The 26,506-nt window shown below is 70.1% G+C and carries 23 protein-coding genes; 17 read left to right on the top strand and 6 right to left on the bottom strand.

Going from position 1 to position 26,506, the window contains the following annotated elements:
- The coding region (locus ABZX37_RS03635) for a universal stress protein (protein WP_354735619.1) at positions 1-1,009 on the top strand (1,009 nt) is incomplete at its 5' end.
- On the opposite strand, the gene ABZX37_RS03630 is transcribed toward ABZX37_RS03635, so the two are convergent.
- Together ABZX37_RS03630 and ABZX37_RS03625 are read right to left on the bottom strand one after the other, a co-directional pair.
- Complete coding sequence (locus tag ABZX37_RS03630) at positions 1,006-1,608, bottom strand: endonuclease (protein WP_354735617.1); 603 nt, start codon at positions 1,606-1,608, stop codon at positions 1,006-1,008. The two genes, ABZX37_RS03635 and ABZX37_RS03630, sit on opposite strands and share 4 nt — an antisense overlap.
- A 34-nt stretch (positions 1,609-1,642) precedes the next feature.
- The gene (locus ABZX37_RS03625) at positions 1,643-2,047 is read right to left on the bottom strand and encodes a hypothetical protein (RefSeq protein WP_354735615.1); all 405 of its coding nucleotides are present in this window, start codon (positions 2,045-2,047) and stop codon (positions 1,643-1,645) included.
- Positions 2,048-2,216: 169 nt separating this feature from the next.
- On the opposite strand from ABZX37_RS03625, the gene ABZX37_RS03620 reads away from it, so the two are divergent.
- Entirely contained in the window at positions 2,217-2,690 is a 474-nt protein-coding gene (locus ABZX37_RS03620; RefSeq protein WP_354735613.1) for a hypothetical protein, read from the top strand.
- 67 nt (positions 2,691-2,757) lie between these two features.
- Here ABZX37_RS03620 and ABZX37_RS03615 read toward each other — a convergent pair whose 3' ends face one another.
- Complete coding sequence (locus tag ABZX37_RS03615; protein WP_354735611.1) at positions 2,758-5,313, bottom strand: polynucleotide kinase-phosphatase; 2,556 nt, start codon at positions 5,311-5,313, stop codon at positions 2,758-2,760.
- Positions 5,310-6,719, bottom strand: coding sequence for a 3' terminal RNA ribose 2'-O-methyltransferase Hen1 (locus ABZX37_RS03610; protein WP_354735609.1), 1,410 nt, complete (start codon positions 6,717-6,719; stop codon positions 5,310-5,312). The genes ABZX37_RS03615 and ABZX37_RS03610 overlap by 4 nt, the downstream gene beginning before the upstream one ends.
- 176 nt (positions 6,720-6,895) lie before the next feature.
- Between ABZX37_RS03610 and ABZX37_RS03605 the strand changes: the two genes are divergently transcribed.
- The 12 genes from ABZX37_RS03605 to ABZX37_RS03550 all read left to right on the top strand — a co-directional run bounded on the left by ABZX37_RS03605 (position 6,896) and on the right by ABZX37_RS03550 (position 20,289).
- Positions 6,896-7,501: a permease-like cell division protein FtsX gene (locus ABZX37_RS03605; protein WP_354735608.1), complete on the top strand. Its 606-nt coding sequence runs from the start codon at positions 6,896-6,898 to the stop codon at positions 7,499-7,501.
- 193 nt (positions 7,502-7,694) lie between these two features.
- Entirely contained in the window at positions 7,695-8,438 is a 744-nt protein-coding gene (locus tag ABZX37_RS03600) for an IclR family transcriptional regulator (protein ID WP_354735606.1), read from the top strand.
- Positions 8,435-9,370 carry a formimidoylglutamase gene (gene hutG, locus ABZX37_RS03595; RefSeq protein WP_354735604.1) on the top strand — a complete coding sequence of 312 codons (936 nt, stop codon included), beginning with the start codon at positions 8,435-8,437 and terminating at the stop codon, positions 9,368-9,370. The genes ABZX37_RS03600 and hutG overlap by 4 nt, the downstream gene beginning before the upstream one ends.
- Before the next feature lies 1 nt (position 9,371).
- Positions 9,372-10,862 carry an ABC transporter substrate-binding protein/permease gene (locus ABZX37_RS03590; protein WP_354735602.1) on the top strand — a complete coding sequence of 497 codons (1,491 nt, stop codon included), beginning with the start codon at positions 9,372-9,374 and terminating at the stop codon, positions 10,860-10,862.
- Positions 10,862-11,593 carry an amino acid ABC transporter ATP-binding protein gene (locus tag ABZX37_RS03585; RefSeq protein ID WP_354735600.1) on the top strand — a complete coding sequence of 244 codons (732 nt, stop codon included), beginning with the start codon at positions 10,862-10,864 and terminating at the stop codon, positions 11,591-11,593. Before ABZX37_RS03590 ends, ABZX37_RS03585 begins: the two co-directional genes overlap by 1 nt.
- Before the next feature lie 158 nt (positions 11,594-11,751).
- Positions 11,752-13,170 (top strand): MFS transporter, encoded by a 1,419-nt coding sequence (locus ABZX37_RS03580; RefSeq protein ID WP_354735598.1) that lies wholly within the window; start codon positions 11,752-11,754, stop codon positions 13,168-13,170.
- A complete protein-coding gene (locus tag ABZX37_RS03575) occupies positions 13,167-14,645 on the top strand; it encodes an FGGY family carbohydrate kinase (RefSeq protein ID WP_354735596.1) in 1,479 nt (492 codons plus the stop codon). Before ABZX37_RS03580 ends, ABZX37_RS03575 begins: the two co-directional genes overlap by 4 nt.
- Before the next feature lie 148 nt (positions 14,646-14,793).
- Positions 14,794-16,479, top strand: a complete 1,686-nt coding sequence (locus ABZX37_RS03570) for a glycerol-3-phosphate dehydrogenase/oxidase (RefSeq protein ID WP_354735594.1) — start codon at positions 14,794-14,796, stop codon at positions 16,477-16,479.
- Complete coding sequence (locus ABZX37_RS03565) at positions 16,476-18,038, top strand: FAD-binding oxidoreductase (protein WP_354735592.1); 1,563 nt, start codon at positions 16,476-16,478, stop codon at positions 18,036-18,038. The genes ABZX37_RS03570 and ABZX37_RS03565 overlap by 4 nt, the downstream gene beginning before the upstream one ends.
- Before the next feature lie 294 nt (positions 18,039-18,332).
- Positions 18,333-18,926 (top strand): glycerol-3-phosphate responsive antiterminator, encoded by a 594-nt coding sequence (locus ABZX37_RS03560; RefSeq protein ID WP_354735590.1) that lies wholly within the window; start codon positions 18,333-18,335, stop codon positions 18,924-18,926.
- Complete coding sequence (locus ABZX37_RS03555) at positions 18,923-19,207, top strand: antibiotic biosynthesis monooxygenase family protein (RefSeq protein WP_354735588.1); 285 nt, start codon at positions 18,923-18,925, stop codon at positions 19,205-19,207. Before ABZX37_RS03560 ends, ABZX37_RS03555 begins: the two co-directional genes overlap by 4 nt.
- Positions 19,207-20,289 (top strand): zinc-binding dehydrogenase, encoded by a 1,083-nt coding sequence (locus ABZX37_RS03550; protein ID WP_354735641.1) that lies wholly within the window; start codon positions 19,207-19,209, stop codon positions 20,287-20,289. Before ABZX37_RS03555 ends, ABZX37_RS03550 begins: the two co-directional genes overlap by 1 nt.
- A gap of 18 nt (positions 20,290-20,307) precedes the next feature.
- Here the strand turns inward: ABZX37_RS03550 and ABZX37_RS03545 are convergent, their stop codons facing one another.
- Positions 20,308-20,877 (bottom strand): YbhB/YbcL family Raf kinase inhibitor-like protein, encoded by a 570-nt coding sequence (locus ABZX37_RS03545; protein ID WP_354735586.1) that lies wholly within the window; start codon positions 20,875-20,877, stop codon positions 20,308-20,310.
- Between the two features lie 628 nt (positions 20,878-21,505).
- Between ABZX37_RS03545 and ABZX37_RS03540 the strand changes: the two genes are divergently transcribed.
- Both ABZX37_RS03540 and ABZX37_RS03535 read left to right on the top strand, forming a co-directional pair.
- Positions 21,506-21,646 carry a hypothetical protein gene (locus tag ABZX37_RS03540; RefSeq protein ID WP_354735584.1) on the top strand — a complete coding sequence of 47 codons (141 nt, stop codon included), beginning with the start codon at positions 21,506-21,508 and terminating at the stop codon, positions 21,644-21,646.
- Between the two features lie 127 nt (positions 21,647-21,773).
- The gene (locus tag ABZX37_RS03535; RefSeq protein ID WP_354735582.1) at positions 21,774-22,823 is read left to right on the top strand and encodes an FUSC family protein; all 1,050 of its coding nucleotides are present in this window, start codon (positions 21,774-21,776) and stop codon (positions 22,821-22,823) included.
- Here the strand turns inward: ABZX37_RS03535 and ABZX37_RS03530 are convergent.
- Positions 22,801-25,071, bottom strand: a complete 2,271-nt coding sequence (locus ABZX37_RS03530) for an FdhF/YdeP family oxidoreductase (RefSeq protein ID WP_354735580.1) — start codon at positions 25,069-25,071, stop codon at positions 22,801-22,803. The two genes, ABZX37_RS03535 and ABZX37_RS03530, sit on opposite strands and share 23 nt — an antisense overlap.
- A gap of 215 nt (positions 25,072-25,286) precedes the next feature.
- Here ABZX37_RS03530 and ABZX37_RS03525 point away from each other — a divergent pair, with 215 nt between their 5' ends.
- A complete protein-coding gene (locus tag ABZX37_RS03525; protein ID WP_354735578.1) occupies positions 25,287-26,504 on the top strand; it encodes a helix-turn-helix domain-containing protein in 1,218 nt (405 codons plus the stop codon).
- The last annotated feature ends 2 nt before the right edge of the window (positions 26,505-26,506 follow it).

Below are 26,506 nucleotides of genomic sequence, written 5' to 3'. Positions count from 1 at the left end.
GGACGAGGCGAACCGGGCCGAGCCGGGAGTCGTGGTCGGGGACGACGGCTCCGACGGTGCCCGCCTGGCCGTGGACTGGGCCGCAGCCGAGGCGGAGGCGAACCGGGCCGAGCCGGGAGTCGTGGTCGGGGACGACGGCTCCGACGGTGCCCGCCTGGCCGTGGACTGGGCCGCAGCCGAGGCGGAGGCGCTCGGGACGTGCCTGGTCCTCGTGCGGACGATGACGCTGCCGATGCCGAACGCCGACTTCGTGCCCGGCGTGATCGCCCCGGTCGCGGGCGATATCGTGGCCGATCAGTCCATTGTGGACTACGCGGAGAAGGAGCTGGCCGAGGTCGCCGCCGGGATCGGCCGGACGCGGCCGGGGCTTGCGGTGCGCACCCGGGTGCGGTTCGGGCGGGCGGGCTGGGAGCTGGCGGACATCGGGCGGCAGGCGGAGCTGATCGTCGTCGGCGCGTCCGGGCGTAGCGGGCTGCCCCGGCTGCTGCTCGGGTCGACGGCCTCGCAGGTGGTGCACACGTGCGCGCGTCCGGTCGTCGTGGTCCGGCCGGCGAAGGAGAAGACGCGGCGGGTCGTCGTCGGGGTGGACGGGTCGCCGTCCAGCGTCGCGGCGGTGCGGTACGCGTACGACTTCGCCGACCGGCACGGGTGCGCCCTGCACGCGGTGCACGTGTGGTCGGAGCCGCCGGAGGACGTCTTCGGCCCGGCCCGCTCCGGCGGCGAGGGGCAGCAGAGCCCGCGGGACGAGGGCGAACGGCTGCTCGCGGAGTCGCTGACCGGTCTCGGCGAACGGCATCCGGACGTCGTGGTGCGGCGGGAGGTCGCGCTCGGCAGCGTGGCCGAGGTGCTGCTGGACCACGCGGAGGCGGCGACGCTGCTGGTGGTCGGCGGGCACGGCCGCGGTGCGCTGCGGGGTGCGTTCCTCGGGTCGGTGAGCCATGCGATGGCGTATCACGCGCCGTGCCCGGTCGCGATCGTGCGGCAGGGCGTCGAGGAGCACCCGGCCTAGCGCCGCAGGCTCCGCCGTACCAGCGCTGCCGCCAGCCGGGCCGAATCGTCGCCGGGCACCAGTTTCGCCAGGCGTTTCGGGTCGGCGGGCAGACCGGCTTTCTTCGCGCTGTCCAAGGCCTTGCGGTCGAAATACGGCCGCAGCCACGGCCACGCTGCCTGTGCTTCGCGGCAAAAGATCTGCGCGCCGGTCGGGCCGATCCGGGGGAACTCGGTGACGAGTTTTTCCAGCCGTTGCGGGTCGCCGTCGGCGGTGTCGGCCATGCGGCGCAGGTCGTCGCCGTAACGGTCGCGGATGAAATCGGCACCTTCGTCGAGGTGTTGCGAAGTGCTTTCGTCGTACCGGACGTAGTGGGCGCGGCCGAGCGCGTCGACGCGTTGCTGCCACGTGGAATCGCGCATCGCGGCGGGGGAGCGCCAGCCGGACCGAGACAGTTCCCGCGCGGCGGCGACGGCGATGTCGGCGCTGATCCGCGTGGACAGCAGCGTGGTGAGGACCAGCAACCGGTACAGCGGTTGGGGTTTGTCGGCCAGCTTGATCCCGGCGTCCTCGGCGAAAGTCGTGCCGTGGTCGGCGAGAAGTTCGTCCACTCGGCGCATGCGGGCCGGATTCCCGTTCGGAGGCAAGCGAAACTCAGTACTCCCAGGGGAAGGGCTCCTTGGCGAATTCGACGCACAGCCGCCAGCCGTCCGCACCGGGCGCGGGTTCGGTCCAGGCGTCGAGCGAATCGGTCAGCGCGCGCAGGATGTGCCAGCCGACCTCGTCCGGCCCGGGCGGGAACGCGGACGTCGTCGTAGTGGTGACGGTCACTGTCATACGCCCGGCGCAGCGGAACGCGCATTCCAGGAACGCGCTGTCGTCCGCCCGTCGCGCTTGCGCGGCGACCGCCTCGTCGACTGCCAGCCGGAGGTCGGCGACCTCGTCGAGCCGGAACCCGGCCGAGGAGGCGATGTCCTCGGCGACCAGCCTGGCCAGGAACAACAGTTCCCCGTTCGCCGGCAGACGCAGTTCGACCACTGGCGCAGCCGCGGTGAGCATGTCTCTTCCGTCCGCTTCGCGCTGAACCATGCGTTCCGGGTTACCCGGCCCGGCGGCGGGCCAACCATCGCCCGGCGGATGCGTTCGGAGCACCCGAAAGGCCCCGTTTCCGGCGCCGCGCGGCGGGTAACCAGGGGACCGGAGCACGGCAGGGAAAGGAGCACCCGGCATGAGCACCAACGCCTATCTCTCGTTCCTCGCGATCGGGATCGCGCTGGTCCTGGTGGACGGCCAGATCATCTACCGCAGCGGCCGCCGGTACCTCGCGAACGCCTACGGGGACCCCGGAGCCGGCACCTCGATGACCCGCCTGGTGACCGTGTTGTTCCACCTCGGGACGCTGGGCATCCTGGCCTTGGTCTCGACGGTCGACATCGGCGGGAGCGACCTGCCCGGCGTCGTCGGACGGCTGGGCGTGCTGCTGCTGATCCTGGCACTGGCCCACGCGGCGACGCTCGGCGCGCTGGCCCGGATCCGCGGCGAGCAGGACGTGGCCGACGCGATCGCCCACCGCGACGAGCGGCTGGCGCGGCGGTCGGAGACGGATCTGCAGGCTCCGACGATCACGCCGGTGCCTGGCCAGGAGGGTCGGCATCCGGACGTGAGCCCGTCGTTGGAGCAGCGGTCTCCGTACACGGCCTGAGCGACGGCGAACCGGTGCGTTCTCGCGGTGTTCGCGAAAACGCACCGGTTTATGCCGTCCGCACTGTCTACAAGCGAGGGTCCACCGGCTCGGATTCCAGTGCCAGCACGGCGAAAACGCACTCGTGCACCCGCCACATCGGCTCGTCGCGGGCGAGCCGGTCCAGTGCTTCGAGGCCGAGGGCGTACTCGCGCAGCGCGAGCGAGCGCTTGTGGCCGAGACCTCGTTGGCGCAGCCGGGACAGGTGGCGTTCCTCGGTGTAGTCGGGGCCGTAGATGATCCGCAGGTACTCGCGGCCGCGGACCTTCAGCCCCGGCTGCACGAGGCCGCGCGATCCCCGCACCAGGTTGGCGGCCGGTTTGACCACCATGCCCTCGCCGCCCCGCGCGGTGAGTTCGGTCCACCAGTCGACGGCAGCCGCGACCGAGGCGGGGTCGGTGGTGCTGACCGAAACCCGCCCGGTCGGGGCGAGGAAACCGTCGCCGCTCTCGACGAGCCGGTCGGCCAGCACCAGGTGCCAGTCGTGGCTTTGCCGGTGATGCGCGTGCCCAGCCGACGCCAGCACCTGGAACGGCGCGAAACGCACGCCGTCGAGGCCGTCGGTCGGCCAGCAATAGCGCCGGTACGACTGGGCGAACGCGGCCGCGTTGGCTGCGCGGGAACTCGTGCGCTCCAACAATGCCGACACGTCGAGGCCGGACGCGTCAGCGGCGGCCAGCGCGTGCGCGGCAGCCGGGAGCGCCGAGCGGGCGGCAGCGCCGACAGCCGCGTACTGCTCGCGCAGCAACTGCTCCGCTTTGACGCTCCACGGCAGCAGTTCGCCGTCGAGCAGCAACCAGTCCGAGTCGAGTTCGTCGAACAGGCCCGCCTTTTCCGCGGCAGCGCGGATCCGGTCGACCACTTCGGCGGTCAGCGTTTCGGTGAAGAAGTGCCGTCCGGTCCGTGTCCACACCGCGCCGAGCGCGTCGCCGGGCGCGCCGAAGCGGGCGCGGGCCGCGTCGCGCGAGCGGCACACGAGCGCGACCGCACGCGAACCCATGTGCTTTTCCTCGCACACCACGGAATCCACGCCCTCCGCGCGGAAGTAGTCGAACGCTTGGCTCGGGTGCTCCAGCAGCCCGTCGGCCGTCGCGGTGGCGACCGGCGACATGGTCGGCGGCAGGTAGACCAGCCAGCGCGGATCGATCGCGAACCGCGACATCACCTCCAGCGCCGCCGCGGCGTTCTCCTCACGGACGCCGATCCGCTTCTGGTAGGCGGTTTCGATCACCCGGCGGCCCAGGACATCGGTGACGTCCAGCACTCCCGGATCGCGGTGCGCGACCGGTTCCGCTGCCCCCGGGTTGGCGGGGAACGGTTTGGCGGGCTCGTAGTAGACCTCGGCCGCCGGGACCGAGACGATCTCCTTTTCCGGATACCGCAACGCAGTCAGGGTTCCGCCGAAGACGCAACCAGTGTCCAGGCACAGAGTGTTGTTCACCCACTCCGGCGTGGGCACGGGAGTGTGGCCGTAGACGACCATCGCGCGGCCGCGGTACTCGTTCGCCCACGGATAGCGCACGGGCAGGCCGAATTCGTCGGTCTCGCCGGTGCTCTCCCCGTACATGCAGAAGCTCCGCACGCGCCCGGACGCGCGGCCCTGGAAGCGTTCGGTGAGCCCCGCGTGCGCGACGACCAGATTGCCGCCGTCGAGGACGTAGTGGCTGATCAGGCCGTCCATGAAGTCATGCGCCTCAGCCCGGAACTCGGCCGGTTCGGCGGCGAGCTGCTCCAGCGACTCCGCGAGCCCGTGCGTGACTTGCACATTCCGGCCCCGCAACGCACGCAGCAGCTTGTGCTCGTGGTTTCCGGTGACACAGAAGGCGTTCCCGGTACGCACCATGCCCATCACGAGCCGCAGCACGCCCGGCGTGTCCGGGCCGCGGTCGACGAGATCGCCGACGAACACCGCCCGCCGTCCGGGATGCTGTGCCCCGATCGCGCGGCCCTGCTCGTCGCGCTCGATGGCGTAGCCGAGTTCGGTGAGCAGCGCTTCGAGTTCGACACGACAGCCGTGGATGTCGCCGACGATGTCGAACGGTCCGGTCTCGTGCCGCAAGTCGTTGTACAGCGGGACGCGCGTGATCGCCGCTTCGGCGGCCTCCTCCGGGGTGCGCAGCACGTGCACCGTCCGGAAGCCCTCCTTCTGCAGACTCCGCAACCCGCGACGCAGCTGGTCGCGCTGCCGCCGGATCACCTGCGCGCCGAAGGTCCGGTCCGCGCGGCTTTCGTTGCGCGCGGCGCAGAGCGATTCCGGCATGTCCAGCACGATCGCCACCGGCAGCACGTCGTGCTCCTTGGCCAGCGCGACCAGCGATTTGCGCGCGTCGGGCTGCACGTTGGTCGCGTCGATCACGGTCAGCCGCCCGGCGGCGAGCCGTTTGCCGACGATGTAGTGCAGGACGTCGAAGGCGTCCTTGGTCGCCGACTGGTCGTTCTCGTCGTCGGACACCAGACCGCGGCAGAAGTCCGACGAAATCACCTCGGTCGCCTTGAACTGCGCGCGGCCGAACGTCGATTTGCCCGACCCGCTCGCGCCGACCAGCACGACGAGACACAGGTCAGGAATTTCCAGCGTGCTCATGCCGCACCGCCTTTCGTGAACAAGGCCAGCTGCGTCGCCGGGCCGACTTCGGGGTCGTCGGAGCCGACGGGCAGCATCCGCACGCTGTAGCCGTGGTTGTTCGCGACCCGGTCCGCCCACGCGCGGAACTCGGCACGGGTCCACTCGAACCGGTGGTCCCGGTGCCGCAGCTTGCCCGCAGGCAGCGACTCGAACCGCACGTTGTACTCGCGGTTGGGCGTGGTCACGACGACCGCGCCCGGGGCGGCGAACTCGAACACCGTCCGCTCCAGTGCTTGAAGCCGAGGCGGGTCGACGTGCTCGACGACCTCCATCAGCACAGCCGCGTCGAGGCCCGCGAGCCGGTCGTCGCGGTAGGTGAGCGAGGACTGCAACAGCTCCAGCCTGGCTCGCTCCGGTTCGGACATCCGCTCCAGCCGCAGCTTCCGCGCCGCGACCTGCAGCGCGCGAGCCGAGACATCCGCGGCCACGATCCGCTCCACCGACCGCTCGGCCAGCAGGTCGCGCACCAGTGCGCCCTCGCCACAGCCGAAGTCGCCGACCGAGCGGGCACCGAGCGACCGGAGCACGGCCATGATCGTGCCGCGCCGCTGCTCGGCCAACGGCACCGGACGGTCCGGTGCATCGAGGACGGCAGGCGCGGCGAGCGCGTTGTCGATCTCCTCGGGCTCCGAATCGTCCACTTCGGCCAGCCGGGTCAACGCGGCGGTCGTCAGGGCACGACGGTGCGCGAGATAGCGGCGGGTGATGAGCTCCTTCTCCGGATGCCCGGCGAGCCAGTCGCCGCCGGCCCGCAGGAGCTTGTCGATCTCCTCTTCGCCGACCCAGTAATGCTTCGCGTTGTCCAGGACCGGCAGCAGCACGTAGACGTGGTTGAGGGCGTCGGCCAGCCGGAGCTCCCCGGTGAGCCGGAGGTCGACATAGTGCGAATCGCCCCACTGCGGGAACTCAGGATCGAGCGGGAGCACCGTCGCCTCGACCGCCCAGCCGAGGGGCTCGAACATCCGGCGCACCAGGTCGACGCCGCCCGGGCACGCAGGCACCCGGATGTCCAGCGGGATCGCACTGGCCGCCAGCTCCGGATGCGACTTGCACCGGCCGGTGAGCGCGGTGCGGAAGACTTCCTTCACCGCCACCGAAAGCAGGCTCGACGCCGCGTAGGGACGGTCGTTCACGTACTGGCCGAGGGTGAACCCGTCGCCGGAACCCGCCTTGCCGCGCACGAGGGCGACTGGGTCGACCTCGAGCATCAGCGCGGCGGTGCACCGCTCGTCGGACGCCTCGGGGTAGAAGACGTGCGCTTGCCCGGCGGAAAGCTCGAACGACTGCACCCGGCCTGGGTGCTTGTGCAGCAGGAATCCCAGGTCCGAGGCGGGGTGGTGGGTCGTGGTGACTGTCAGGAACACGAGAGGGGAGTATTCCGTACGGCATTTGTCCGTGTCGCGGGAGTTTCCGGTGCTCAACACCGTGTGAGGCGCGGGATGTGCCGAACGCCGCATTGAGGGGTTTCTCCGTAACGGTGGTGTCGTCGTGCCCGATAACCGGGAACTGTATTCAGGCGAACACAGAACTGGGAAACGTGATGAACGACCGGGACACCGGTGCGGACAATGAGCCCGAGAACCCGGAGACGACAGCCCCGCCATCGGCCGCCCTGTCGCACCAGCCGCGCGCGGCTCGTTGGTACCGGCTGGCGATGGCAGCGCTCGTGCTGGCCGCCGTCGCGGTGCTGGGCGGTTCGGGCTGGTGGCTGGTCTACGGACGCGCCGTGGACGGGTACGCGTTGCCGGACGGCCCGATCCCGCTCGGCACCCATGACGTCTGTGCCGGCACCGTGACCGTCAGCCTCAAAACCGACGCCGAGATGGCGGCCGTCGCCCGGGCGTTGCGCGGCGATCCCCGGGTCCTGCGGTCCTACACCGAGACTCAGCAGGAGGCCTACGTGCGGTTCCGGCGGATCTTCGCGAGCCAGCCGGAGCTGCTGAAGACGACGGGGGCGGACGCCATGCCCACCTCGGTCATCGTGGTGCCGAAGGACCAGAACGCCACCGCGGGCATCGCCGAGCAGTTCCGCGTCCAGTTCCCCTCGGCGCGGAAAGTCAGCGACGACAACGAGGTCCGCAGCAGGTTCACCGGGCCGGGTTACCGGGATCCGACGTGCCTGCCCAACGGTGAGCACTCCCGCTGACCACACGCCCCGGACCCGGACGGCGCCGCCAGTTCGCTGAGCGGTGCGTTTCGGCCGGTTGACGTCGAACGTGCCCGGCAGTGGGCGCGTCCGCCCGCTCCGCTCCGCACACAGCCAATCACCGGGAATAAACTTCCCATTAACTGGGAATACCCGCTAGGAACCCGCCCGGCCGCGACGTAGCGTGCGCGCCATGACAAGCGCGGATGCCAACCGGAAGGCCGGGACCAGGGCGGCGCGGATCCTGGCGGTGTTCGCCGAGCGGGAGAGCGCCACGGCGGAGGAGATCTCCGTCGGCACGGGCATTCCCTCCAGCGCGGTTTACCGCTACCTGACGACGTTCGTCGAGATCGGCCTCGTGCATCAGGCGCGCACCCGCGGCCGGTACTGCGCGGGCTCGCTCACGGTCCAGATGGCCGAGAACTACCGCCACGAGGCGCTCGGCCAGGGCGGTGTCAAGCGGCGGCTGCGGCAGCTCGCGGCGGACACCGACGAACTCGCCGCGTTCCTCATCGCTCGCGACAACGACGTGCTTTGCGTCGAAGCGGCCGAGGGGACCCGCGTGATCCGGTGCAGTTTCTCGCCGGGGCTGAGCAAGCCGCTCGTCTTCGGGGCGAGTGCGCAGGCCTTGCTCGCGTACCTGCCGGAGGACCGGGTCGCGGCGACGGCCGAGGCGCACGGGCTGAGCGGCGAGCAGATCGGGAAGCTGGAGAGCGAACTGCGCCGGGTGCGCGACCAGGGCTTCGCGGAGAGCGTCGGCCAGGTCGATCCGGGGGTGTGGGGTGTGAGCGTGCCGGTGCTGGACCGGCATCGCCGCCTCGTCGGCACGGTGAGCACGATGGCCCCGGATTTCCGCGTGCGCCCGCGCCGCGATTCCCTCGTCACGCTCACCCACGCCGCCGCGCAGGACATCAGCCGATTGCAGGAGCACGTGTGAGCACCACCCCATGGACCGGACGCGACGACGGCAACGGTCCCGAACATCGCCGATGGCACCACGCCGTCAACGAATTCTCCAGTGCCCCAGGCGTTTCGCTGATCGGCTTCGCCAGCGACGCCGGAGTCCGGCGCAACGGCGGACGGCCGGGAGCACAGGCCGGGCCCGAAGCGATCCGGAAGGCGCTGGCGTCGTTCGCGATTCAGCCCGAGTTCGTCATCAGCGACGCGGGCGACGTCTCCGTCGAGGGCGACGCACTGGAAGCGGGGCAGGAAAACCTCGGCGAGCTGGTCGCGAAGCAGCTCAACGACGGGCATCTCCCGCTCGTGCTCGGCGGCGGCCACGAAACGGCGTACGGCTCCTACCTCGGCCTCGCCCGCAGCGGCCTGCTGGACGGCCGACGCCTCGGCATCCTCAACCTCGACGCGCATTTCGACCTGCGGACCGCCGACCGCGCGTCCTCGGGCACCCCGTTCCGGCAGATCGCCGCGCGGGAAGCCGAGCGCGGCGCGGAATTCGCCTACGCCGTGGTCGGGATCAGCGAACCCGGCAACACCGCCGCGTTGTTCGCGACGGCCGCCGAACTGAACGTCCGCCACCTCCTGGACCTCGACTGCCAGGAACGCCATCTCGAGCGAGTTCTCGACTTCGTCCGGGCCTTCGTCGCGGACGTCGACGCGCTGTACCTGTCGATCGATCTCGACGTGCTCCCCGCCGCGCAGGCGCCAGGGGTCAGCGCTCCTTCGACTCTCGGCGTACCCGCCGCGGTCGTCCTCGAGGTGTGCCGGCTGGTCGCGAGAGACCCGAAGCTCGCCCTCGCCGACATCACCGAACTGAACCCCGTCTACGACGTCGACACCCGCACAGCCCGGATCGCGGCCCGCCTCGCGCACACGCTCGTGACGAGCCGTCCGGTCCCGGAAGGACACTGAAATGCCCCCTCAGCGAATCTGGCCGCGGCTCGGCGCCGTGCTGCTGGCCTGCCTGCTCGCGTTCTTGCCGACGAGCGCGGCGAGCACGGCGAACGCGGCCGAACCACAAGGCGGGAAGCTCGCCGCGCTGCGGTCCGGGCAGACGACGCTCCGGGTCGGCACCGACGCCACGTTCCCGCCGTTCGAGTTCACCGACGCCAAGGGCGGCCAGCTCGGCTTCGACATCGACCTCGTCCGGGCACTCGCGCAGCGGGCGGGCGTCAAGAAGGTCGACTTCGTCCAGATGCCGTTCGGCAACATCGTCCCGGCGCTGCAAGCGAACCAGATCGACGTCGGCGCGTCGGCGATCTACATGAGCCCCGCGCGGGAGAAAGCCGTCGACTTCTCGGACATCTACTACCCGGGCGGCCTCGCGGTCTTCGTCAGCGACAAGGACAACTCCGTCACCTCGCTGAAGGATCTCGCCGGCAAGCGGGTCGCGGTCCAGGTGGGCACGAAGTCGGTCGACTGGCTCGCCCAGCACCAGCCCGCCGCGCAGCTGATCACGGCGCAGACCAACGAGCAGATGTTCTCGTCGGTCAAGCTGGGCCAGGCGGACGCCGTCGTGACCGGGGCTCCGGCCGGGAAGTACTTCATCGCGCAGCAGGGCGGCCTGAAGCAGGTCGGCGACCGGCTGACCGAGGAGAACTACGGCTACGCCTTCCAGAAGGCCGACACCGAACTGCGGACCGCGTTCAACACCTCGCTCAAGCAGATGCACGACGACGGTTCGTACAAGCAGGCCATCGAAAAGTGGTTCGGCGCGGAGAGCGCCGCGGCGAAGCCGGGCGGGCACTCGTTGTTCAACTTCTCCACCATCGTCGATTCCTCGGGGCAGCTCTGGCAGGGCCTGCTGGTGAGCCTCCAGGTGATTTTGCTGGCCCTGGCGTTGAGCCTGCTGCTCGGCACGCTCGGCGGATTCGCCAAGCTGAGCAAGATCGCGCCCGTCAGGTGGATCGGCAACGTCTACGTGTCGGTGATCCGCGGGACGCCGTTCGTGGTGCAGCTGTTCTTCATCTACTTCGGACTGCCGCAGCTCGGCGTGCAACTTCCGCCGATGACCGCGGGAATCATCTCGCTCGGCCTCTACAGCGGTTCGTACGTGACCGAAATCTTCCGCGGCGCGGTGCAATCGATCGACCGCGGACAGCTGGAAGCGGCGCGGTCGTGCGGTATGTCGCAGGTGTCGGCGATGCGGCACGTGATCATCCCGCAGGCGTTCCTGCGGATGCTTCCGCCGCTGGGCAACGAATTCGTGTCGCTCACGAAGAACTCGGCGCTGGTGTCCTTCGTGACCATTCACGAGCTGTTCCTGGTGGGCCAGACCATCATCTCCCGCACCTTCGACGCGCTGACCGTGTACCTGTTCATCGGCCTGCTCTATTACCTGCTCACCAACCTGATCAGCTTCACGACGCGCACCCTCGAGAAGAAGATGGCGGTGTACATCTGATGGCACTCCTGGAAGTCCGCGGCCTGACCAAGTCCTACGGTGACGTCAAGGTGCTCGACGGAATCGACTTCGCGATCGAGCCCGGCCAGGTGGTCGCGGTGATCGGGCCCAGCGGCGGCGGGAAGTCCACCTTCCTGCGCTGCCTGAACCTGCTGGAGACCCCGACGTCGGGCAGCGTCTCGTTCGACGGCGAGGAACTGACCGGCCGCGGCGTCGACCTCGACCGGCTGCGGTCGCGGATGGGCATGGTGTTCCAGCACTTCAACCTCTTCCCGAACATGACCGCGCTGCGCAATGTCGTGCTGCCGCAGATGAATGTGCTCAAGCGGAGCAAGGAAGAGGCCGAGGCGAAGGCACGCGCCCTGCTGGAGCGGGTCGGCATGATCGAGCGCGCCGGCGCTTACCCGAACCGGCTGTCGGGCGGGCAGAAGCAGCGCGTCGCGATCGTCCGTGCGGCGGCGATGGACCCGAAGCTGATGCTGTTCGACGAGCCGACGTCGGCGCTGGATCCCGAGGTGGTGCAGGACGTCCTCGACATCATGTCGGAGCTGGCGAAGGACGGGATGACGATGCTGGTGGTCACGCACGAGATGGGGTTCGCCCGGAAGGTTGCCGACCGCGTGGTGTTCGTGGACGGCGGGAAGATCGCTGCTGACCTGCCGCCCTCGGAGTTCTTCTCCGAGAGCAACGAGAATCCCCGCGCTCAGGCTTTCCTGAAGAAGGTGCTTTGACGAACGCGCGCTCGCGGGCAGCTTGACGCCCGCGAGCGCGCCGCTTAATCTTGCGTTCTCAGACAGGCACAGACGAAGAGCCACTGTCAGCGGTCTTCGTCGTGTCTGTTTTTTGTATGCCGGGATCGCTGACAGCCAGCGCAGAAAGTTGGCGGTCCATGAGTTCTCCCACGGTCGCAGCGCCGCGATCGATCGCGAATGTTTCGCAGGTCACGGCGCTGATCAACATGTTGTCGAAGTTGCCGCGCAAGGCGAACCTGCTGTGGTACCTGGTCCTGGGCGGGCTGTTCCTGGACGCCTACTCGAACGCCGCGCTCGGCGCCGGCCTCGCGCCGATGACCAAGGAACTGGGCCTCGGGGCGGGCCAGGTCGGCCTGCTCACCGCGACCGCGCCCGCCGTCGCGATCCTGTTCAACCCGGCGGGCGGCTGGCTGGCCGCCCGGATCGGCCGGGTCAAACCGCTCATCGCGGCGAAGGCGATCGCCGGGCTCGGCGCGGTGCTCACCGCCACCGGCGGCAGTTTCGAGGCGGTCTGGGCCGGGCGCGGCCTGGTCGGCGTCGCCTACGGCATCGACTTCGCGGTCGCGATGGCCCTGCTCGCCGAGTACACCCCGGCGAAGCTGCGCGGACGGCTGAACCTGTGGCAGTCCGTCTGGTACGTCGCCACCACGGTGAACCTCGCGCTGACGCTGGCGTTCTACCAGGCCGGCGTGTCGGTGGAGATCTGGCGCTGGTCGGTCGGCTCGGCCGGGGTCTTCGCGCTCGCGCTGCTGGTGCTGCAGATCGCGTTCCTCGCCGAAAGCCCGTCGTGGCTCGCGGCCAAGGGACGGCTGCCGGAAGCCGCGCGCAGCCTTCGCCGGATCTACGGTTTCCAGGTGACGCCGGGAACCGCGAGCGGCGAAGCGGCCGAGGAACAGAAGATCGGGTTCCGGCAGGCGGGCGTGCTGTTCCGCAAGCCCTACCTCCAGCGCACTTTCCTGTCCACGGCGATCTCGCTGACCCAGGCGATGCAGTACTTCGCGATCGGCTGGTACCTGCCGGTGATCAGTCTCGCGATCTTCGGCGACAAATTCGAAACGGCCACGCTCGGGTCGATGATCTTCAACGTCGCCGGGATCGTCGGCGGCGCGCTGTCGGCCTACTTCGGCCGGAAGATCGGGCTGCGGGTCAGCTCGGCCGTCGGTTACGCCTTCGCGTTCGCCATCCTGCTGGTGATGGGGCTGGGCTTCGGGAAGCTGCCGATCGCGATCGGGTTCCTGCTGCCGTTCCTGTTCATCTTCTTCCATTCGGCGGGCCCCGGCGCGAACGGCAAGTCGATCGCGGCGCTGTCCTACCGCAGCGACATCCGCACCCTCGGCACCGGCGTGACCGGCATGCTCGGGAGCTTCGGCAGCGTCGTCGGGCTCTACGTGTTCCCGCAGATCAAGGAGGCGATGGGCCTCGGCCCGACGATCGCGCTGCTCGCCGCGGTGCCGCTGCTCGGCCTGGTGTCCTGCCTGATCGTGCGCTGGGACCCGACCCGCAGCGGCGTCGACCCGGACGACGAGGAGATCTCGCTGCCGGGGAGGTCGGCGTGACGCGGCGCGGGATCCTGGCCGTCGACGAGGGCTCGACCGGCACGCGAGCCGCGGTCGTCGGCGAGGACGGCGTGTCCGGGCCGTCGTTCTACACCGCCGTCGACGTCGTCCATCCGGAACCGTCGCGAGTGGAGCAAGACGCGGCGCAACTGCTGGAGCGCACCGTCGACGTCGCCCGCCAGGCGATCGCGTGGGCGGGGGAGAACGGCGTCGAGATCGTCGGGATGTCGGTGTGCACCCAGCGGGCGACCGCGATCCTGTGGGACCGCGAGACCGGGCAGCCGCTTGCTCCGGCCGTGGTCTGGCAGGACACCCGGTACGCCGACGAACTGGCGAAGCTCGCTCCGGAGTGGGATCCGGTGCTGTGGGAGCGGACCGGCCGCCCGGTCGGCACCCGCGCCCCGTTCCTCTGGGCCGCGCGGCAGCTCGACCAGCTCGACGTGCCTGCCGAGCGTGTGCTGTTCGGTTCGGTGGACACCTGGCTCGTGTGGCATCTCAGCGGACGCACCAGATACGTCATGTCGGCGACCAATGCCGTCGCGTTCGGCGGGTACCGGCTGCGCGAGCACGCGTGGGACCAGGAATGGTTGGCAGCACTGGGTTTCCCGCCCGAGTTGGCTCCGCTGCCGGTAGATGACGACGGCGATTTCGGGTACACCGACCTGAACCTGCTCGGCATCGAGGTGCCGATCGCCGCGGTGATGGGCGATCAGCACGCCTCGCTGATCGCGCTCGGCGCGCTGACTCCGGGCCAGGGAACGTGCGTGCACGGAACCGGCACCTTCGTCGGCGCGCTGGCCGGTGACGAACCGCCGGACGGGCTCGGCAAGGTGGACGGCGTGCTGTGCCTGGTCGGTTGGCGCAGCTCCGGACGCAGCCGGTTCAGCCTCGAGGCCTACACCTCGACCACCGGTTCTGCCTTGCGCTGGCTCACCGAGGATCTCGGGCTGTTCCGTTCCGCCGCCGAGATCAGCGAATTGGCGGCGGCCCAACCGAGGAGCACCTCGACCTGGTTCGTGCCGACGCTGGCCGGGCTGCGCACTCCGGTGCAGCGACCTGGTGCGCGTGGGGTGCTGACCGGGCTGAGCCTGGCCACCACCCGCGACGTGGTGGCGCGCGCGGTGCTCGACGGAATCGCGCACGCGGTGAGCGACACCGTCGACGCGCTGCGGACGACGATGAACCGGCCAGTGACCCGGCTGCGCGCCGGCGGCGGGTTGGCCGCCAGCGACGTCCTCCTGCGAAGCCAAGCCGATTTCGCCGGTGTCGAGATCGAACGAGCGGCCGATTCGGCGACCGCCAGCCTGCGGGGCGCCGCGTATCTCGCGGGCGTCCGGCTGGGCGTGTGGCCGTCGTTGGCCGAAGCCGTTGCGAACCTGGGGAAAGGCGAGGTCTTCGAACCTCAACTGCCCGAGGATGAACGGCTCGAACTGCGCGCCCGCTGGCAGGATGTGCTCGCGGCCTCGCTGTCCTGACCGTCCTCAGTGGACATTTTACTAATCCGACCAAAAGTAGGCCGCCCCTGAAGCGGCACGCAACCTTTGCAGCAAAGGCATTCGGCCGTGGCTGTGGTCGGATTAGTAACAATCGGCACAGTCAACTTTTGAGTGGAGAGACAAGCTCATGTTCACACTGCCGTCCCGACGGCCGAATGCCGTCGCCGCGAGGGCGACCCTGTCCGCGCCGTTGCGGCTGGACCGCCGCGCGGCACTGACCGATCTCGAAACCGGCACGTTCGACGTGCTGGTGGTCGGCGGCGGCGTCACCGGCGCCTACACCGCGCTGGACGCCGTCTCGCGCGGCCTGAAGGTGGCGCTGGTCGAGCGCGACGACTTCGCGTCCGGAACCTCGTCCAAATCGTCCAAAATGGTGCACGGCGGCCTGCGCTACATCGAGCAGGGCAACCTCGACCTGGTCCGGCATTCGCTGCTGGAGCGGCAGCGGTTCCGCCGCAACGCCCCGCATCTGGTGCAGCGGCTGCCTTTCCTGTTCCCGATCCTGGCCAAGGACGGGGTGTTCGACGCCCGCATCGCCAAGGCCTTCGAGAGTCTCTTGTGGACATACGACCTCGCGGGCGGCTGGCGGATCGGGAAGCTGCACCAGCGGCTCACCGTCGACGAAGTGCTCTCGCACGCCCCGACGCTCCGCGCGGAGAACCTCAAGGGCGGCCTGATGTATTACGACAGCCGCGCCGATGACGCCCGGCTGACGCTGGCGATCGTGCGCAGCGCTGCCCGGCTCGGCGCTGTGGTGGTCAACGGCGCCGAAGTGACCGGACTGCGCACCGCCGGCGGACGGGTCACCGGCGCGACGGTGCAGGCGGATGGGGAGCAGATCGACATCCGGGCGCGCGTCGTGGTGAACGCGACCGGCGTGTGGGCCGACCGGGTCGAGGGCATGGCCGATCACGATCACCAGCCGCAGGTCCGTCCGGCCAAGGGCGTGCACATCGTGCTGCCGTGGTCGAAGATCCGCAACGACTGCACGGTCACCGTGCCGATCCCGGGCCGCGCGCGGCGGGCCACCTGCACGCGGTGGGGCGACGTCGTCGTGGTCGGCACCACCGACACCGACTACACCGGCTCGACCGACGACGTGCACTGCACCCGCGAGGAAATGGACTTCCTCCTCGAAGGGGCCCAGATCGCCTTCGACACCAAGCTGGACGCCAGCGACGTGCTGGGCAGCTACGCGGGCCTGCGCCCGCTGGTCGGCGGCAAGGAGGGCGCGACGCTGGACATGCGCCGCGACCACCACATCACGGTGTCCGCGGGCATGGTCACGGTGACCGGCGGCAAGCTCACGACGAGCAGGCACATGGGCGAGCTGGTCGTGGACAAGGCGCTCGGGCTGCTGGGCCGGAAAGCCAAGTGCCGCACCAAGAACCTGCCGCTCATCGGTGGCGCCGGATACGACGCGGAGGCGACTGCCGCGACCGGCGGCGTCGCCGCGCACCTCGGCGGCCGGTACGGGACCGAGGCGCGGTTCGTGAGCGCGCTGGTCGACGAGAACCCGGAGCTGGGGGAGCCGCTCATCGAGGGGCAGCCGTTCCTCAAGGCCGAGGTCGTGTTCGCGGCGCGTTCGGAGATGGCGCGCTCGGTGGACGACGTCCTGTCGCGGCGGACCCGGCTGCGGCTGTTCGCGCGGGACGCGTCGGTCGAGGCTGCGCCGCTGGTGGGCGAATTGCTCGGCGCGGAACTCGGCCTCAGCCCGGAAACCGTTGCGGCACAAGTGGAGCAGTACCGGGCGGACGTCGCCCGGGAGAAGTCGATCCTCTTCGGAGACAACCTGTTGGGAGCCAACGCATGATCAGCCGTCAGACCGTCACGCACCCGTTCAACCGGGGCAATTACGTGGTCGGCGCGCCGACGCCGCCGCGCTGGGGCGGACGCACCGAGCCGGGCGAGGGCGACGCGTCGCTGCAGACGGCGGCAGTGGCTGTGCCCGCCGCGCTGACCGAGGCGCTGCGCGAGCTGGCGGACGCGGTGCACACCGATCGCGACGAGGTCGTGTTGCGCACCCGCGACTGGTGGGCCGGTTCGATGATCGGCGAGACCTCGGGCGCCCCGGCCACCCCGGACGCGGTGATCGCCGAGGTGAGCACCGTCGAGCAGATCCAGGCCGCGGTCCGGCTGTGCGGCGAGCACCGGGTGCCGCTGACCGTGTCGGCGGGACGCAGCAATGTCACCGGCGCCGCGCTGCCGGTGTACGGCGGGGTCGTGCTGGATGTGTGCGGGCTCAACAAGATCGTTTCGTTCGACGCCGAATCGCAGGTCGTCGAAGTGCAGGCGGGCATGTTCGGCGATCTGTTCGAGAAGGAACTGCAGGAGACGCACGGCGCCACCACCGGGCACTGGCCGTCCGCGTTCGCGATCTCGACGGTCGGCGGCTGGGTGGCCTGCCGCGGCGCCGGTCAGCTGTCCACGCGGTACGGGAAAATCGAGGACATGGTCGTCGGCCTCGACGTCGTCCTCGCCGACGGCACGCTGGCCCGCTTCGGCGACTACCCGCGCGCCGCGACCGGCCCGGACCTGCGGCAGCTGTTCGTCGGCTCGGAAGGCACGCTCGGCGTGATCACCGCGGTGCGGCTGCGCACGCACCCGCTGCCGACGTACTCGAAGGCCATCGCGTACGGCTTCGAGACCTTCGCCGACGGGCTCGACGCCTGCCGCCGGATCATGCAGCGCGGCGCGACCCCGGCCGCGATGCGGCTGTACGACAAGCACGAGAGCGGCACGCACTTCGGGCAGCCGGACACCAACCTGCTGCTGATCGCCGACGAGGGCGACCCGGTGCTGGTCGACGCGATGATCAAGGTCAGCGCCGAGGAATGCGCGGCCGGCGGGTCCGAATTGGACGGTCAGCCGGTGTTCGAACGCTGGCTGGACGAGCGGATGCTGGTCGGCAAGTCCGCCGACGGGTTCACGCCTGGCCCGGGCTTCGTCGCCGACACCCTCGAGATGGCCGGTTCGTGGTCCGCGCTTCCGGCGATCTACGACGAGGTGGTGGCCGCGATCGAGGCCGTGCCGGGGACTCTGGCTGCTTCGGCGCACCAGTCGCACGCTTACACCGATGGGGCTTGCCTGTACTTCTCGCTGCGCGGGGACGTGGAGCCGGAGAAGCGGCGGCACTGGTACCGGTCGGCGTGGGACGCGGCTAATGCCGTTCTGGTGCGGCACGGGGCGGCGCTGAGCCACCACCACGGTTCGGGCCTGTTGCGGGGGCCTTATCTGGCGGATGCGCTTGGTAGCGGGTTCGGCACGTTCGTGGACGTGAAGCGCGCTCTGGACCCGGCTGGATTGCTGAACCCGGGCAAGCTCGGCCTGCCGACGGAGCTGGGCCCGAACCCACTGGACTCGGCCCGCTGACCGGGCCCGAGGTCCGTGAAGGACTCCTTGAGGGAATCAGATTCCCTCAAGGAGCCCTTCACGGACCACCCGCCCACCAGGCACCGGCGCACCCGACAATCGAGGCACCCAGCCCCCGCCCTGCACCCCGATACGAAGCCTCCCTGCGGTCTGGGGTTGCTTGTCAAGGCATCTTTCCCGCCTTGACAAGCAACCCCAGACCGTCAGCACAATCAAGCTTCGGGGTGCGGGGCCCCCACCGGGAGCGGCGGGACAGGCGCGGGAAGTCGCGGAAGGCATGAAACGGTGGACGGCATGAACGAGAAGATCACGGCGGCGTTCGAGGACGTGCCGGTGTGCGCGTCGGTGGTCGGCGTCGCGAAGGTGCCGGATTTCCTGACCGCCGCGTCGAGGGTCGGGATCCTGGCGTCGGTCCCGGTCGGGCAGCTGCCGAAGATCGTGGCGGCGCTGGCCGGGCGGGACAAGCTCGTGTTCGTCAACATCGATTCGTGCCCCGGCCTCGCCACCGACCGCGCGGGCGTGGACTTCCTCCAGGAGATCGGGGCGGCCGGGGTGGTCAGCACCCGGGTCGCGCCGATCGAACGGGCGCGGGCGCTGTCGATGCTGACGATGCACAAGGTGTTCGTCACCGACCGGTCGAACCTCAACCGGAGCCTGGAGGCGGTCAAGCGCAGCGGCCCCGACCTGGTGGAGCTGATGCCGGCCCCGATCATCCCGTGGATGTCGGAGTCGGCGAGGGAGGTCATGTCGCCGTTCGTCGCGGCCGGTTTCGTCACCGACCGGGACGGCGTGGCGCATTCGTTGGCGATGGGCGCGGCGGCTGCCGCGTCCTCCGATCCGGGGCTGTGGTCGCTGACCCGGTCCCGGCTGCGTACAGGAGAAGAATGAGTTTCGTAGTGGTGGCCCGGTATACGACCGCGGAACGGGACCGGGTCGTCGAACTGCTCGGCCCGATGGCGGAGGCGTCGCGGCGCGAGCCCGGCTGCCGGCGGTACACCGTCCACACGGGAATCGAGGACGGCGTCGTGGTGATCGTCGAGGAGTACGACAGCGAAGCGGACTTCACCGCGCACTGCGCGTCGGAGTACTTCGCGCGGATCGTGCTCGGCGAGGTCGTGCCGCTGCTGTCCGAGCGGCTCGTCACCCGCTGCGTCCCGGTCGGCGCGTGATGGAGGTTCGCGGCGCGGTCCTGCGCGAGGTCGGGAAACCGCTGGAGATCGAGACGCTGACGCTGGCCCCGCCGGGACCCGGCGAGCTGCTGGTGCGCGTGCGCGCGGCCGGGCTCTGCCACTCGGACCTGTCGGTGATCGACGGATCACGCCCCCGTCCGGTGCCGATGGTGCTCGGCCACGAGGCGGCCGGCGAAGTCGTCGAAGCCGGACCGGGCAGCGATTTCCAGCCCGGCGAGCATGTGGTCCTGACGTTCGTGCCCTCCTGCGGCGACTGTGCCCCGTGCACGGCAGGCCGCCCCGCGCTGTGCGGTCCGGCCGCGGCAGCGAACCGCGAGGGCACACTGCTGGGCGGGGACGTCCGGTGGTCGTCGCCGGTCGGCCGCCCGCTGCACCACCTCGGAGTTTCCGCGTTCGCTTCGCAGGTCGTTGTGTCCGACCGGTCGGCGGTGCGGATCGACAAGGCGCTGCCGTTCGAAATCGCGGCGCTGTTCGGCTGCGCGGTGCTGACCGGCGCGGGCGCGGTGTTCAACGCGGCGGATGTGCGCCCCGGGGACAGCGTGGCCGTGTTCGGTCTCGGCGGCGTCGGTCTGTCCGCGCTGCTTGCCGCGAAGGCTGCCGGTGCGAGCACACTGCTCGCGATCGATCCGGTGCCGAGCAAGCGGGAGCTGGCGCGTTCGCTGGGTGCCACGGTGCTGACCGGTGACGTCGCGGAGATCCGCGAGCGGACCGGCGGCGGGGTGGATTACGCCGTCGACACCACCGGCGTGGTCGCTGCCCTGAGCCAGGCCTACGAGGTGACCCGGCCGGGCGGGACGACGGTCACCGTGGGCCTTCCGGATCCGTCCGCTGGACTCACCTTGCCCGCGCAAAGCCTGGTGGCGGAGGAAAAAACCCTGCGGGGGAGTTATCTGGGCTCGTGCGTGCCCCGGCGCGACGTGCCGCAGTTCATCGCGCTGTACCAGGCGGGATTGCTGCCGGTGGAGGCGTTGCTGACGCATTCGATCGCGCTGGAGGAGATCAACGCGGGTTTCGCCCGGCTGCGGGACGGGGGCGCGGTCCGTCAGGTGATCACCTTCTGAACCCGCGCCCCGGCCCGGCTACGAGTTGCCCCGAAGCGAAGCAGTCGCGACGGTCGCCGCGTCGATGGCAGTCTCGGCGGCCTGCGTAGTCGAGTTCGAGTCGAGCTCGGTGAGCGACTCCTTGTTCAGCGCGTGCACGGCCCACTCGTACGTGTGGTTCGTCGTGCACGGACCCTGGTATCCGAAGAAGTTCGCGCTGCCGCGGTAGTAGGCCTGCCGTGACCCGGCGGGGACCGTCGGCTGGTACGCGTGGTCGACGTTCTGCGGCAGCTCGGCGACGTTCGCCGGGATGTCGTAGATGACCCAGTGGATGATGCCGTTGTCGAGGTCGTGCATGACGATCGCGTAGCTCTTGGCCTGCTCGGGCGCCCCGGACCAGGCCAGCGGCGGCGACTCGTCCTTCTTTTCGGGGTCGCCGTCGCCGCTGCTGGCGCAGTCGTGGACCTTGGGGATCATCCCGCCGTCGGCGAAGGCGGTGCTCGAGAGGGCGAAGGCGTCGCGTCTCGGGTTCGCCGACGCGGCGGCGGGGCCGGAACTCGCGGCGCAGAGGACGAGCAGGGCGAAGAGAGCGATTCTGGTGCGTCTCACTGGAGGCTCCCGAGGCTGCTGGTGGTCTCGTGTCCGTTCGTGGGGAGAGTGTGCGCCGGAACCGGCGGGGACCGTCGCGTCAGCGGCAGTGAGTACCACGTTTCCCGCCAAGAATGACATCCCGCGCGGCAGTAGGGTGCGGAAGTGAGCGAAACCCGGGGGCGGCTCGACAATCAGGCTGTTCCTGGACAATCGCACGACCGGCATCGCCTACGTCTGGAACTCCGACAAGGACTACTGGCCGGACGCGGCATCTCCCGAACACAACGATCCCTTCGCCGCGCTGTCCGAAGCCGGAGCCCGGGTGCCCGAGGTCGTCCTGCTCGACAGCAGCAAAAGTCTCATCGACGGTGACGTCGCAGTGGTGGAGGACGTGCGCGGCGGCACGCTGGAAACCCTGTGATCCGTTGGAAGACATCGTGTAGCCGCGCGCTGGACCACCTTGCCCAGGCCGCCGCTCGGGTGAAGGAGTTCGCGGTCGTCGAGCACCGCCTCGCGGAACTTCTCGGCGAACATGTCCTCGTCGACGAGCACGACCAACCGGTGCTCATCGACATCGAGGGCGCGATGTTCTTCGACATTGAATGGGAACCGCCATTTCCGCGAACCCGACCTGGACGAGCACCGGATGCGGCTCTATCGCCTGGCGACGTATCTGTCGCTGGTGGCGGGTCCGTTGCGCTTGCTGGACGGCGATTTCCCGCACCGGGCGGCGATGCTGGGCATCGTGGACCAGAACGTCGCCCGCGCGCTCGGGCAGCTCGGCTGATTGGCACCGGGCGCAGACTTCGTTGTGGCGCGCCACAATCCGGGCCGGTGCCGCCCTTCGCGCGGGTATCGTGGAACGACCGGCGGATCCCGGTAGCCGACGTCAGCACAACCAAGCGGAGGACAGCGTGCCGGTGGCGACCTCGGCCGCGTCCGCGCGCTCGTTCGGCGGCGGCGAATGGTGGCATGCCGGCCGGGTCGCGGCGGGGCTGCTGATCCCGGGGCTGGCGCTGCTCGCTGCGGGCCGTCCGGACTTGATCATTTTCGCCGCGTTCGGTTCGTTCGCCGGGATGTACGGCCGCGCGGAGACGCGGGCGCTCCGGTTCCGGCACCAGCTCCAGGCGGGCGCGGTGCTGCTGAGCGGCGTCTCGCTGGGTGTCCTGCTGTCGGCGTCTCATGCACCGCCGTGGCTGCTGGTGGTCACCGAAGCCGCGTTCTCTTTCGGCTGTGCCCTGGTGACGAATCGCCTGGACTTGAGCCCGCGCGGGCCGTTCTTCGGAATCTTCGCGCTCGGCGCGATCGCGCTGGTGCCTGCCGGACGGGTCGAACCGTGGGCGGGTATTGCCTTGTGCGCGGGCACGATTGCCGGATGTGTCCTTATTGGACTGACTGGCCCGGAGCGTTCGGCCACACCGGGAACGTCGGGATGCGCGCCAGGTTGCGGTGTGGCGTGCGCCGTTGTGCACGCCACTCGGTACGCGCTGGCGATCGCCGCCGCGGGCGCTGTCGGGTTGCTGCTCGGCGTGGACCACGCGAACTGGGCGATGGCCTCAGCGGCGGTCCCGCTGGCGGCGGCCGATCCGCGCAGCCGGTTGCATCCGGGACTGCGCAGCGTGCTGGACCGCAGCGCGCACCGAGTCCTCGGGACGCTGGCCGGGTTGGTCGTCACGGCTTTGCTGCTGCTGCCGGGATTCGGGGCCGCGCCGCTGGCGCTGGCGGTGATCGTGCTGCTGTTCCCGACGGAGTTGTTCATGTCCCGCCACTACGGGATCGCGCTGGGGTTCTTCACCCCGCTGATTCTGGTGATGACGGAATTGGCCGCGCCCGCCGCGCCGGAGACGTTGCTGACGGCGCGGGTGGCGGACACGCTGGTGGGGGTGGCGGCCGGCATCGGGGCCGCGGTGCTGGTCCGCGCCCCGTGCCGTACCGCTGCGCTCAAGCAGAGCGTTCGACCGTGACCTTCAGATGCTTCATCAGCGGCTGGTCGCTCTGCGTGCTGTAGTCGCCAATGGCGCAGAGCACGTTCATCTCCGGCATGTACCCCGCCGCGCACCCGCGCGGAATGTCGTACGGAATCGCCCGATAACGGTGCACCGAACGCGTCGTGCCGTCCTTCGCGGTGGCCGTGATGTCGACCTCGTCGAACTCGCCCAGGCCTCGGTCGCGCATGTCCTCGGCGTTCAGGAACACCAGCGTGCGGAGATTCTTGATGCCGCGATACCGGTCGTCGTCCGAATAGATCGTCGTGTTCCACTGGTCGTGCGAGCGCATCGTGCCCAGCGCGAGCGTGCCGGCGGCGGGGACGACGTCCGGCAGCTCCGCGGTCGAGAACTCGGCGCGTTCGGACGGCGTGTGGAAGACCCGTTGACGCGCGGCCTGGTGGATGCGGAAGCCCAGCGGCTCCCGGACGCGGGTGTTGAAGTCCTCGAAACCGTCCAGCACCCGGGCCATCGTGTCGCGGATCCGGTCGTAGTCGCCGACGTAGTCCGCCCACGGCGTCGCGCTGTCCGGCAGCGTCGCGCTCGCCATCCCGGCGATGATCGCGGGCTCGGACAGCAGATGCGGCGAGGCGGGTTTCTTCATGCCGGTCGACAGGTGGACCATGCTCATCGCGTCCTCGACCGACGTCGACTGCAGCCCGGCGGTCTGGAAGTCCTTTTCGGTCCGGCCGAGGCAGGGCAGGATCAGCGCCTGCTTGCCGTGTTCGAGGTGGCTGCGGTTGAGTTTCGTGCTGACCTGCACGGTCAGCTCGCACTTGCGCAACGCCGCGAAGGTGTAGGGGGTGTCGGGCGCGGCGAGGGCGAAGTTGCCGCCCATGCCGACGAACACCCGCACGTCGCCGCGGTGCATCGCCTCGATGGTGCCGACGGTGTCGAGCCCGTGGTGGCGCGGCGGGTCGATGCCGCAGACCTGCGCGAGCTTGTCGAGGAACTCCGGCGCCGGGCGGTGGTCGATGCCGCAGGTGCGGTTGCCCTGCACGTTGCTGTGCCCGCGCACCGGCGACGGCCCGGTCCCGGGGCGGCCGATGTTTCCGCGCAGCAGCAACAGGTTCACGATCTCGCGGACGGTGTCGACGCCGTGCTCGTGCTGCGTCACGCCGAGGCACCAGCTGATGATCGACCGGTCGGCGTCGCGGTAGATCTTCGCCGCCGCCCGGATTTCGGCCTCGGACAGCCCGGACTGCCGCTCCAAAACGGCCCAGGACGTGGTTTCGCAGACGACGCGGTATTTCTCGACGCCCGTGGTGTAGGTCTCGAGGAAGTCCGAATTGATCGCCTCGGGATCGGTTTCCGCCATCTCGAGGAGGGCTTTCGCCATCCCCCGGATGAACGCCAGGTCGCCGCCGATGCGCGGCTGCAGGTTGAGCGTGGACGTCGGGGTGGCGCGGAAGGCGGCCATCCGGGCGAAGTCGTGCGGGATGATCGTGCGCGTGGCACCGGCCTCGACCAGCGGGTTGATGTGCACGACCTGCGCGCCGCGCCGGTGGGCCTCGGCGAGTGCGGTGAGCATCCGGGGCGCGTTCGACGCCGCGTTGACGCCCATGATGAACAGCGCGTCGGCGGCCTCCCAGTCGTGGATGTCCGCGGTGCCCTTGCCGGTGCCGATGGCGGCCTGCAGCGCGCGGCCGCTCGCCTCGTGGCACATGTTCGAGCAGTCCGGCAGGTTGTTCGTGCCGAACTCGCGCGCCCACAGCTGGTACAGGAACGTCGCCTCGTTGCCCAGGCGGCCGGAGGTGTAGAACGCCGCCTGGTCGGGGGAGTCGAGGCCGCGCAGCGTGTCGCCGACCAGCTGGAACGCCTTGTCCCACGAGATCGGGACGTACCGGTCGGTCTTCTCGTCGTAGCGCAGCGGTTCGGTGAGCCTGCCCTGCGCCTCCAGCGCGGTGTCGCTCCAGCCGTCCAGTTCGGACACGGTGTGCGCGGCGAAGAATTCCGCGCCGACGCGTTTCCGCGTCATCTCCCAGGTGACGTGCTTGATCCCGTTTTCGCAAATGTCGAGACGCAGGCCCTTGGTGTCGTCCGGCCACGCGCAGCCCGGGCAGTCGAACCCGCCGTTCTCGTGGTTCATCTTCACGATCGCGCGCGGCCCGGCGAGAAGTTCCCGTTCTCGGACGAGGAACTGCGTCACGCTTTTCGCCGCGCCCCAGCCCGCGGCCGGATGGTGGTAAGGCTTGAACTCCGGCTGGTCCTCGCGCTGCTCGTCCACCGTAACCCTCTCGGCCCGAATCTGTGCTTCTCTTCCCTGATTCAAGCACAGCGGACCGTGCGGGGCATCCGGGCGGAGAATGCGAACAGCGCCATTGTGGGCGCCGACAAACATTTTTGTAGCGGCCCACAAAATGCGTGGTAAATCGTCGCGCGTTTTCGGGCGGGGGAAATCCGCGTGGGCGGCAGGTCCGAGGCGCGGGTACGATCCCGGACGTGGCCGACCGGGAGGAAAACGCTGTGCGGACCGCCGCCCTGACCGAACTCGTCGCCTGGGCCGACGCACGGCTGCCCCGGCTGATCGACGACGTCTGCGCGGCGAGCTGCGAGCGGATCGGGATGTACCGGGACGAGAAGATCGTCCCGCGCGCCGACCTGCACCGCTCGATCGCGGTGAACCTCCGGTTCATGGTCGACGCGCTGGGCGGTGCCGAGGCCCCGGACCAGCGCGCGCCGAAGGAGACCGGCCGCCGCCGCGCGCACCAGGGCGCGCCGCTGCCCGAGGTGCTGCAGGTGTACCGGATCGCCTGCGCGATGCTGTGGGACTTGCTGGTGGGCCGCGCCCGCGAAACCGGAAGCACCGACGTGCTGGTCGACGTCGCCAGCCTGCTGTGGCAGGTCACCGACGAGCACGCGGTCCGCGTGACCGAGGCGTACCGGGCGGCGAGCGCGGAACTGCTGGTCGCGCAGCAGCGGCGACGGTCCGCGCTGGCCGAGGCGCTGCTGACCGGCGCGCGCGGGTCCGACACCGGGCCGTGGGAGGCGGGGCGGCTGCTCGGCCTGTCGCTGGACGGGAAGCTGACCGTGGTCGCCGCCGAAACGCGCGGGCTGGCCGAGGAGAGCCTGGTCGGCATCGAACGGCGGCTCGGGCAGCTCGGGATCGTGTCGGCGTGGCATCTCTCGCCGACGCTGCAGGCCGGCGTGGTGTCGCTGCGCGAGGAGCAGTACGACGCGATGCTCGCCCTGCTGCGCGAACTGGCGCTGGCCCGCACCGGCGTCAGCCCGTTGTTCCGCTCCCTGGCCGAAACCCCGCGCGCGGTCCACCTGGCACGGACCGCCCTGTCCGGCATCCCGCCGGAACGCGGCGAGGTCCGCGCGTTCGACCCGAGCCCGCTGGCGGCGTTCGTCGCCCACGACCCGGACGAGGGCCGCCGGCTGGGGGAGCAGGTCTTCGGGGCGGTGCTGGAGCTGCCCGCCGAGGAACGCGACGTGCTGCTGGAGACGCTGGACGCGTACTTCGCGCACGGCGGTTCGTCCGAACGCGCGGGGCAGGTGCTGCACTGCCACGCCAACACGGTGCGGTACCGGTTGCGCCGGATCCGGGACCTCACCGACCGGACGCTGACCGATCCGCGGGACCTGGCCGAACTGGTGACCGCGATGCAGGCGCTGCGGGTCGATTCGGCCCGCTCGATCGATTCTTCGGGGAGCTGACG

Origin of the sequence: Amycolatopsis sp. NPDC004079 (assembly GCF_040610415.1) — a bacterium.
GTDB lineage: Bacteria > Actinomycetota > Actinomycetes > Mycobacteriales > Pseudonocardiaceae > Amycolatopsis > Amycolatopsis halotolerans.
The sequence above is the reverse complement of the archived record's forward strand: the minus strand, read 5'-3'. Positions and strand labels throughout refer to the sequence as shown.

Excerpts from the sequence above, each read along its gene's own strand:
- ABZX37_RS03560 (WP_354735590.1), top strand. The coding sequence starts at position 18,333 with ATGAACGAGAAGATCACGGCGGCGTTCGAGGACGTGCCGGTGTGCGCG.
- ABZX37_RS03625 (WP_354735615.1), bottom strand. The coding sequence starts at position 2,047 with ATGCTCACCGCGGCTGCGCCAGTGGTCGAACTGCGTCTGCCGGCGAAC.
- ABZX37_RS03550 (WP_354735641.1), top strand. The coding sequence starts at position 19,207 with ATGGAGGTTCGCGGCGCGGTCCTGCGCGAGGTCGGGAAACCGCTGGAG.
- ABZX37_RS03555 (WP_354735588.1), top strand. The coding sequence starts at position 18,923 with ATGAGTTTCGTAGTGGTGGCCCGGTATACGACCGCGGAACGGGACCGG.
- ABZX37_RS03605 (WP_354735608.1), top strand. The coding sequence starts at position 6,896 with ATGAACGACCGGGACACCGGTGCGGACAATGAGCCCGAGAACCCGGAG.
- ABZX37_RS03590 (WP_354735602.1), top strand. The coding sequence starts at position 9,372 with ATGCCCCCTCAGCGAATCTGGCCGCGGCTCGGCGCCGTGCTGCTGGCC.
- ABZX37_RS03565 (WP_354735592.1), top strand. The coding sequence starts at position 16,476 with ATGATCAGCCGTCAGACCGTCACGCACCCGTTCAACCGGGGCAATTAC.
- ABZX37_RS03570 (WP_354735594.1), top strand. The coding sequence starts at position 14,794 with ATGTTCACACTGCCGTCCCGACGGCCGAATGCCGTCGCCGCGAGGGCG.
- ABZX37_RS03615 (WP_354735611.1), bottom strand. The coding sequence starts at position 5,313 with ATGAGCACGCTGGAAATTCCTGACCTGTGTCTCGTCGTGCTGGTCGGC.
- ABZX37_RS03585 (WP_354735600.1), top strand. The coding sequence starts at position 10,862 with ATGGCACTCCTGGAAGTCCGCGGCCTGACCAAGTCCTACGGTGACGTC.
- ABZX37_RS03630 (WP_354735617.1), bottom strand. The coding sequence starts at position 1,608 with ATGCGCCGAGTGGACGAACTTCTCGCCGACCACGGCACGACTTTCGCC.
- ABZX37_RS03600 (WP_354735606.1), top strand. The coding sequence starts at position 7,695 with ATGACAAGCGCGGATGCCAACCGGAAGGCCGGGACCAGGGCGGCGCGG.
- ABZX37_RS03540 (WP_354735584.1), top strand. The coding sequence starts at position 21,506 with ATGCGGCTCTATCGCCTGGCGACGTATCTGTCGCTGGTGGCGGGTCCG.
- ABZX37_RS03620 (WP_354735613.1), top strand. The coding sequence starts at position 2,217 with ATGAGCACCAACGCCTATCTCTCGTTCCTCGCGATCGGGATCGCGCTG.
- ABZX37_RS03580 (WP_354735598.1), top strand. The coding sequence starts at position 11,752 with ATGAGTTCTCCCACGGTCGCAGCGCCGCGATCGATCGCGAATGTTTCG.